This window comes from Schlesneria sp., from assembly GCF_036405755.1.
Taxonomy (GTDB): domain Bacteria; phylum Planctomycetota; class Planctomycetia; order Planctomycetales; family Planctomycetaceae; genus Schlesneria; species Schlesneria sphaerica.
Genome location: NZ_DASWWZ010000470.1, coordinates 1 through 4,083 on the forward strand (window position 1 = coordinate 1; position 4,083 = coordinate 4,083).

Genomic DNA, 4,083 nt, shown 5'->3' on the forward strand with positions numbered 1-4,083 from the left:
GTGGCGCGCACGTCCTCCGTCAGCGTCTGCAGGGCAATGTGGGAATTCGGCAAGCCTGCGTAAGGGACACCCGCGACTTTGCCGCCGTGGCAGGCGAGGCAGGTCATCGTCCAGTTTCCCTGTTCGTCGACGCGGTATCCCAGGGGTTTTCGGCCGGTTGCGTCGTCCGGATCCAGAGTCAGGCCGTAGTATGAGAATGTCAGTTTTCGACGTTCCACTGGATCCGCGCTGGCCGCTTTCGAACGCTCAGGTTCTGGCCAGGCCTTCCACAATGCGTCGAATACCTCCTCGTCGAAATCGGCAGGCAGGTACGAATGTGTTCGCAGGTTACGGTAACCCTGAGAGCCGGGATCGGAAATCTCTGCCCCGCTGGCCAGCGGAGCGAACCCCAGCCAGATTGCCGACACGAGTCCCGCCGAAATGACCTTGGCGGCGCGGCCGAAAGGGATGGAGGAACGGCGGTGGTTCCTGCGGAGCGAGCGTGATCCAGCTCTCTGGCACGTGCCCCGGAAAGGTCGAATCCGTTGGATTAGATTTATATTCACTTTGATCACAGTCAAGTTCTCCTGAGAGCAGGCTCGGAGGCGTTTTTCCGAGTCACCGCATTCTACAGGAAGTGGGTCCTAAGTTCTCCTTGTCGGTCCTCTGCATCGTATATCCGCTGTGCCGATCGGTTATTAACCAGACGAAGGCGAGGGGCGGTCAATCGCGGAAATGGGACCGTGCCCACCGGAGAAAAGCCGCTTGTAGTGCTTGGCAAATTGAGAGTTGCGAGACGACCGGGGAGCTCGAAATTTTCAGTAAAACATTCCTCATCGTCACGAGGTGTTTTTCCGTGGACATGCTATGATAGTAGGCAGTAACGCTATTGACCCGCCAGATCGGCCAGCAAGCCCATGTAACAGACTGCAAAGTGGCTCATTAAATTCAGCTGGAAAACGGCCCGCCGACGATTGCTAAATCGATGGCAACGTTTTTGCTCAGCCGAAGCTCTCAACGTCCGATAAAACCAGGTCAGGTTGATCGGCCGACAGGTGACCCTCTCTCTCAGACTTCCGTGTACATGGATGTAACGGAGACACTCGTGGGGGTCAGATAAATTTCAGCACTGGAAACCCCTTGATCTCGCTTGTAAAAAAGCACAATCGGCCTCGCGGTTCAAACTCCCCCCGATTCAATCCCGCCTCGTCCCCGGATGAAACCCCTTCACTGCGATCCCGGGGAGGATTCACAACGTCATCCCCATCGGCGACGACTGCGGTCGCTGCGCCGCCGGCAATTCCCGGCGGCCGCTCGAATGAAGCTGCTGACGCTTCTCCGATCGAGGCACCCGTCGATCGCGAAACGGCTCCTTCTGCCATCGAAATGGCCACGAACGGACTGGGCCTGAAGCGGAACCTGCAACTGAGCATCGGTGACGGTTCGTCCTACGGCGTCATGGTGGGGATTGGTGAGACCTATCTGCAGGCCTTCGTCCTGGCGATCGGGATGGGAGAAGTGTTTGCGGCTCTCATCGCGACGGTGCCACAGCTTGTCGGTAGTCTGCTGCAGTTGGTGTCGCCCGCTGCGATTCGTTTGATCCGCTCGCACAAATGGTGGGTCGCGGCGTGTGCCGGGATTCAGGCGCTTTGCTTTCTGCCTCTGATTATTGCGGCATCGACGGGGACAATTTCCCACTCCACCATTCTCGCGGTCACCTCACTCTACTGGGCCACCAGTTTGGGAGCGGGACCAGCGTGGAATACGTGGCAAGGGACGATTATTCCTCGGGATATCCGAGCCAAATTTTTCGCACGTCGGGCGCGACTCTGCCAGGCAACGACCCTGGCCGGGTTCCTCGGTGGCGGATTCGCATTGCAGTGGGCCCGAGCGCATGGTGTCGATGTTCCCGTCTTCGCCATCTTGTTCGGCATCGCTCTGGTCTGTCGTCTGGTCTCTACACTCTGTCTGATGTGCCAGAGTGAACCAGCTCCGATTCCGGCAGAAATGCGGTTTCTTTCGCTGGGCGAGCAATGGGAACGGTTTTCACGTGGGTCCTCAGGTCGGCTGCTTGTTTTCGCCGTCGGCATGCAGGTGGGCGTCTTCGTCGCAGGTCCGTTCTTCGTTCCTTACATGCTGAAGGAACTGAATTTCCAGTACCATCACTATGCCATTCTGATCGGTGCTTCGTACGTTGCCAAGTTTTTGACCCTTCGCTTGTGGGGACGGATCGCTCACCGCACGGGGGCTCATCGACTGCTGTGGATCGGATCGCTGGGTCTGATTCCTCTGGCGGGAGGATGGTGCCTCAGTTCCAACTACGTCTGGCTGTTCGTGCTTCAACTGATTGCAGGAACCGCCTGGGGGGCGTACGAACTGGCCCTGGTGCTCTTGTTCTTCGAAACCATCCATGAGTCCGAGCGGACGAGTCTGCTGACGCTGTACAATGTTGCCAACAGCGTGGCACTGGTGGTGGGGTCTCTCATTGGGGCCGTGATTCTCAATGGTCTGGGGATCTGTGCGGCGTCGTACCTGTGGGTCTTCGTCGCTTCGACAGCTTTCCGGGCACTGGCGCTGGTGCTGTTGAAGCGCGTTCCGGTGCCCCATGTGGAAGTGGAGCGCGCTGCCGCTGTCGTGACACCCCGTCCAGTGAACAGTTGATTCCACGGGGGACTCAGTAGGTCGGGGAATGCGCCAACGAACGCCCGGTTCTTCGTGGAAAAAAAAGACTCCTGCAAGAAAAAATTTTTCTTGCAGGAGCACCATGCGTCTGGGGTGGATAACGATGCCGGGAAAAACGAACCCTAGTAATCACGCATGGGAAGAATATTTCGCTGCCGCGAGGCAGTTGTCTCATTGCTTATCGCATTTCGACAAGAATTTCATTAGCAATTCCTGCGCCACTCGTTCTTGTTGAAATAAATCCTGACTCAGCTCTGAATGGGTCTGTCGGTGACGCGCCGCAGAAGGCGATTTGGCGTAAACGCTGCGGCAAATTTGAACGCCCGTATCAAGTTGCCACTTCCGGAAATCACCGTCCGATCCGGGGCTCTCGACCAGCAAAAATCCCGAGCCTGGCGGCAATATTGTCCCTGGCATCGCTGAGGCTGCAGTCGATTTTGGTGCGAGCCCTAAATCTCCAGGGAGTTGGACTCTTGCGGGCCATTCAATGACAGGCGGTACAATCGCCACAGGGCGAGCAGATAAAGCACCAGCGTGCTGACGACGCCGTGGAGCACGACGTAGAAGCGGGTCGAGAGCGTCGGTTCTACGAACCCGAACCACTCCATTGCGGCGTACCATCTGAGCAGACTGACGCCAAAGACGATGGGCAGGGCGGTCAACCAGACGCAGTGATAAACAATTGGAGCCTCGGACGGGCGGATGGGGAGCAACCACTGCCGAATCGACAGGTGAGATCCCCCCGTCGCTGCCTTCAGGAACTCGATCCAGTTGCGCGGTGACGAGGCGGAGATGGTCTCGACAAGAATCTGTCGATGTCGCAGAAAGCCGATCCACAGTCCGCAGAACAGAGTAATGTAGAGTGACTGTGTGAACAGTGCGTGCATGTAGACGAACGTGAGCGAATGCTGCGAGTCCAGTAGAATACGGATATACGGGTTTCCCTCCAGTTCCAGATCGGGGCTATGGGCCACCGTGACGGCGATGTCGAGAATCGCACCTCCCACGATGAAGATGCCACCGCAAAACGTAATTCCCCAGGGCAGGCCGGTTTTTCCCTGATTGACCAGCCGGTCCAGCAGGATCAGCGCGACCAGCCCGAGTGCAGGAAGTGAGTAGGCGGTGTAGAGATGCAGTCGCCAGGAGTCTTCCGGAAGCCACTTCAAGACGCTTTGCGGAATGGTGAAGCCGCTGGCCTGCTGCACCGATTCCCAGACATCCGCTTCAAGACTGCCGGGACCTGAAAGAGCGTGCGCGACCAAGTCACAACAAAGCCAGCCGAGAAAGAGTGCCGAAACGAACATGAACCGCCGGAGGGTCACGTTCTCATTCCAGTAGACGACGGAACGATCAGTGTTTTGCATGTGAGGATCCCGTCTGACGAGTTGCCGCGTTGATACCTTATTGTAGTGGAGGGTGTTC

Annotated in this window: 2 protein-coding genes and 1 pseudogene; 1 reads left to right on the forward strand and 2 read right to left on the reverse strand. The window is 57.4% G+C overall.

The window, feature by feature from the left end; all coding sequences use genetic code 11:
- A pseudogene (locus VGE80_RS16010) lies at positions 1 to 407 on the reverse strand (cytochrome c); the annotation flags it as partial.
- A gap of 712 nt (positions 408 to 1,119) precedes the next feature.
- On the opposite strand from VGE80_RS16010, the gene VGE80_RS16015 reads away from it, so the two are divergent.
- Entirely contained in the window at positions 1,120 to 2,640 is a 1,521-nt protein-coding gene (locus tag VGE80_RS16015; protein ID WP_440593367.1) for an MFS transporter, read from the forward strand.
- A 470-nt stretch (positions 2,641 to 3,110) separates the two neighbouring features.
- On the opposite strand, the gene VGE80_RS16020 is transcribed toward VGE80_RS16015, so the two are convergent.
- Positions 3,111 to 4,083 (reverse strand): hypothetical protein (locus VGE80_RS16020; protein WP_440593368.1); only part of this gene is annotated, 973 nt, incomplete at its 5' end.